Genomic DNA, 4475 nt, shown 5'->3' with positions numbered 1-4475 from the left:
CGCCCGTACCGTCCCCGGGGCGCTCGGCGCCCTCGCCGCGCAGGGCAGGACCCGGGCCGCCGTGGCCGCGTACTTCACCGCACCCGGACGCTTCGCCGCCCAGAGCGCGGGCGCGGCCCCCTGGSTCGCGGCGGCCCCGCTCGGCGCCCACCCGTCCCTCGTCAGCCTCGTCCTGCACCGCTACGACCAGGCGTGCCGCGCCGAGCCGATGGCCGAACCGCGTCGCCTCAGCGCCGTCTGACGAGGGGCCAGATCCCCTTTGTCACTGCTTGCGTCTACTGTCGGTGCATGGAAGGCACAGCACCGCACGCGCGACAGGACGCCTACGAGGCATATGACGAGGCCGCCGTCGAGCGGTGGGCCGCCGAGCCGGACAAGCGGCCGGGGCGCACGGCCTTCCAGCGCGACCGCGCGCGCGTGCTGCACTCCGCCGCGCTGCGCCGCCTCGCGGGCAAGACCCAGGTCGTCACGCCGGGCACCAGGAGCCAGGCCTGGGACGCCAGCGCCCGCACCCGGCTGACGCACTCCCTGGAGTGCGCGCAGGTCGGCCGCGAGCTGGGCGCCGCCCTCGGCAGCGACCCGGACCTCGTGGAGACCGCCTGCCTCTCGCACGATCTCGGCCACCCGCCCTTCGGTCACAACGGCGAGCAGGCGCTGAACGAGGTGGCGGCCGACTGCGGCGGCTTCGAGGGCAACGCCCAGTCGCTGCGCCTGCTCGCCCGCATCGAGCCCAAGCGCTTCATCCGCTCCGAGGCCACCGGCGACCTGGTCAGCGTCGGCCTGAACCTCACCAGGGCCGCCCTGGACGCCGCCACCAAGTACCCCTGGCCGCGCGGCGGCCACCCCACCGACCCGGACTCCACGAAGTTCGGGGTCTACGAGGACGACAGGCCGGTCTTCGACTGGGTCCGCAAGGAAGCGCCGGGGCAGCGCATCTGTTTCGAGGCGCAGATCATGGACTGGTCCGACGACGTCGCGTACTCGGTCCATGACGTCGAGGACGGCCTGCACGCCGGTCACATCGATCCGAACGCGCTGCACGCCGAGCCCGAGCGCCGGGACATCTACGCCGTCGCGATCGGGCGCTATGTCCCCGCGGACACCGATCCCGAAGAGCTCGCCCAGGCCCTGGACCGCCTCCTGGAGCAGGAGTGGTGGCCGCACGGCTATGACGGCACGGCCGTCGCCCAGGCCCGTCTGAAGGACGCCACCAGCCAGCTCATCGGCCGCTTCTGCCTGGCGGCGGAGACCGCCACGCGCGTGCGGTACGGCACGGGCCCCCTCACGAGGTACGCGGCCGAGCTCGTCGTACCCCGCGAGACGCGGCACGAGTGCGCGGTGCTCAAGGCCGTCGCCGACCGCTATGTGATGCAGCGCCCCGCGCAGGAGCGGCTCCGCGCCGACCAGCGCATCGTGGTCGCCGAGCTCGCCGACGCCCTCATGAGGCGGGCGCCCGAGGGGCTCGACCCGCAGTTCCGCGCGCTGTACGAGGCGGCGTCCGACGACCGCGCGGCGCAGCGTGTCGTGGTCGACCAGATCGCGTCGCTGACCGACGCGGCGGCCCGCGCGCTGCACACCCGGCTGACGTCGAGACACCTGGACCACGACGGTCGGTGACCATGCCGTGACCACGGGGCGTGACGGAATGTGGCCGACAGGGGCCACGCCCCCTTTCCCCATCACGCTCCGTGCGGGACGCTCCTGTGGCATTCGGACAGCGTTCCCGCGTTCAGACAGTTCCCACCGGGTACATTCCCGGTCCCCCCGGCGAGGAGGCATCAAGTGGTCGACGCGCATCAGACGTTCGTCATTGTGGGAGGAGGTCTGGCCGGCGCCAAGGCGGCCGAGACCCTTCGTTCCGAGGGATTCACCGGCCGGGTGATCCTCGTGGGCGACGAGCGTGACCACCCCTACGAGCGTCCGCCCCTGTCCAAGGGCTATCTGCTCGGCAAGGAGGAGCGCGACAGCGTCTTCGTCCACGAACCGGGGTGGTACGCGCGTGCGGACGTCGAACTCCACCTGGGCCAGCCCGTGGTCGCCGTCGACCGCGCGGCCAGGAGCGTGCGCCTGGGCGACGGCGCGGTCATCCACTACGACAAGCTGCTGCTCGCCACCGGGGCCGAGCCGCGCCGCCTCGACGTCCCCGGCACGGACCTCGCGGGCGTGCACCACCTGCGCCGCCTGGCCCACGCCGACCGCCTCCGGCAGGTCCTCACGGCCCTCGGCCGCGACAACGGCCACCTGGTGATCGCCGGGGCGGGCTGGATCGGCCTGGAGATCGCGGCGGCGGCCAGGGAGTACGGCGCGGAGGTGACGGTCGTCGAGCGCGAGGCGACCCCGCTGCACGCCGTGCTCGGCCCCGAGGTGGGCCAGATGTTCGCCGACCTGCACGCCGAGCACGGCGTCCGCTTCCACTTCGGCGCGAGCCTCACCGAGATCGTCGGCCAGGACGGCATGGTCCTCGCCGCCCGTACCGACGACGGCGAGGAGCACCCCGCCCACGACGTGCTCGCCGCGATCGGCGCGGCCCCGCGCACGGCGCTCGCCGAGGCCGCGGGCCTGGCCCTCGTGGACCGCGCGGACGGCGGCGGCATCGCGGTCGACGCCTCGTTCCGCACCTCGGACCCCGACATCTTCGCGGCCGGTGACGTGGCGGCCACCGAGCACCCCCTGTTCGGCAGGCGGCTGCGCGTGGAGCACTGGGCGAACGCCCTGAACGGCGGACCGGCGGCGGCCCGCGCCATGCTCGGCCAGGAGGTGGGCTACGACCGGGTGCCGTATTTCTTCTCCGACCAGTACGACGTGGGCCTTGAGTACTCGGGCTGGGCGCCCCCGGGCTCGTACGACCAGGTGGTGGTGCGCGGGGACACCGGCAAGCGGGAGTTCATCGCCTTCTGGCTGCGCGAGGGCCGGGTGCTGGCGGGGATGAACGTGAATGTGTGGGACGTCACGGAGCACATCCAGCAGCTGATCCAGTCCGGCGCTACGCCCGACCAGAACGCCCTCGCGGACCCCGGCACCCCCCTGGCGTCGCTGATCGCGTGACGGGCCGGGAGGGAGTGTCACAGGCGGGCCGTAGTATTCCTACGTGGCAGGCAGGATCAATGACGAGGACGTGAAGGCGGTTCGGGACGCGGTCCCGATCGACGCCGTGGTCTCCGACTATCTCCAGCTGCGCAACGCGGGCGGCGGGAACCTCAAGGGTCTGTGCCCCTTCCACGACGAGAAGTCCCCGTCCTTCCAGGTCAGCCCGAGCAAGGGTCTCTTCCACTGCTTCGGCTGCCAGGAAGGCGGCGACACGATCGCCTTCGTGATGAAGATCGACCACCTCACGTTCTCCGAGACGGTCGAGCGCCTCGCCGCCAAGGCGGGCATCACCCTGCGGTACGAGGAGGGCGGGTACAACCCCAGCCACCAGCGCGGCGAGCGCATCCGCCTGGTGGAGGCCCACAAGGCGGCCGCCCAGTTCTATGTGGACCAGCTGGAGAGCCCCGAGGCCGAGATCGGCCGGAAGTTCCTCGCCGAGCGCGGCTTCGACCAGGCCGCGGCGGCGCATTTCGGCGTGGGGTACAGCCCGGCCGGCTGGGACCACCTCACCCGCTTCCTGCGCGGCAAGGGCTTCACCGACAAGGAGCTGACCCTCTCCGGGCTCTCCCAGGAGGGCCGCCGCGGCCCCATCGACCGCTTCCGCGGCCGGCTGATGTGGCCGATCCGCGACATCGGCGGCGAGGTCGTCGGCTTCGGCGCCCGCAAGCTCCGCGACGACGACAACGGCCCGAAGTACCTCAACACGCCCGAGACCCCGATCTACAAGAAGGGCCAGGTCCTCTACGGAGTCGACCTGGCGAAGAAGGACATCGCCAAGACCTCCCGCGCGGTCGTCGTCGAGGGGTACACGGACGTCATGGCCTGCCACCTCGCGGGCGTCACGACCGCCATCGCGACCTGCGGCACGGCCTTCGGCGGCGACCACATCAAGATCCTCCGCCGCCTTCTCATGGACAACGGAAGCGCCCGCGTGATCTTCACCTTCGACGGTGACGCGGCGGGCCAGAAGGCCGCCCTGCGCGCCTTCGAGGACGACCAGAAGTTCGCCGCGGAGACCTACATCGCGATCGCGCCCGAGGGCATGGACCCCTGCGAGCTGCGGCTCGCCAAGGGCGACGAGGCGGTCGCCGACCTCGTCCAGCCGCGCACCCCGCTCTTCGAGTTCGCCCTGCGCCAGATCGTCGGACGGTACGACCTGGAGACCCCCGCGGGCCGCGCCGCGGCCCTGGACGAGGCCGGTCCCGTCGTCGCCCGCATCAAGAACAGCGGGGCCCAGCACGAGGTGGCCGTCCAGCTCGCCGGCATGCTCGGCATCCTCGACACGCAGTTCGTCGTCAAGCGCGTGGCCCAGCTCGCCCGCTGGGCCCGCGACCGCGGCGGCAGGGGCCCCGCCCAGCCCCAGGGCAGGCCCCAGCAGGCGTATGGAC

At 72.6% G+C, this 4475-nt stretch carries 3 protein-coding genes and 1 pseudogene; all 4 read left to right on the top strand.

The genetic code is table 11. The features are described from left to right. A pseudogene (locus AB8Z36_RS30905) lies at positions 1 to 241 on the top strand (sirohydrochlorin chelatase); the annotation flags it as partial. Positions 242 to 288: 47 nt separating this feature from the next. Then, entirely contained in the window at positions 289 to 1617 is a 1329-nt protein-coding gene (locus AB8Z36_RS30900; protein WP_369216695.1) for a deoxyguanosinetriphosphate triphosphohydrolase, read from the top strand. Between the two features lie 165 nt (positions 1618 to 1782). Then, the gene (locus AB8Z36_RS30895; RefSeq protein WP_369216694.1) at positions 1783 to 3045 is read left to right on the top strand and encodes an NAD(P)/FAD-dependent oxidoreductase; all 1263 of its coding nucleotides are present in this window, start codon (positions 1783 to 1785) and stop codon (positions 3043 to 3045) included. A 43-nt stretch (positions 3046 to 3088) separates the two neighbouring features. Then, on the top strand, positions 3089 to 4475 hold a 1387-nt coding region (gene dnaG, locus AB8Z36_RS30890; RefSeq protein WP_369216693.1), incomplete at its 3' end, for a DNA primase.

The organism is Streptomyces flavofungini (genome assembly GCF_041028215.1).
In the GTDB taxonomy this organism is placed as follows: domain Bacteria; phylum Actinomycetota; class Actinomycetes; order Streptomycetales; family Streptomycetaceae; genus Streptomyces; species Streptomyces flavofungini_B.
Note: the sequence above shows the minus strand (reverse complement) of the source record. Positions and strands in the feature narration are given on the sequence as shown.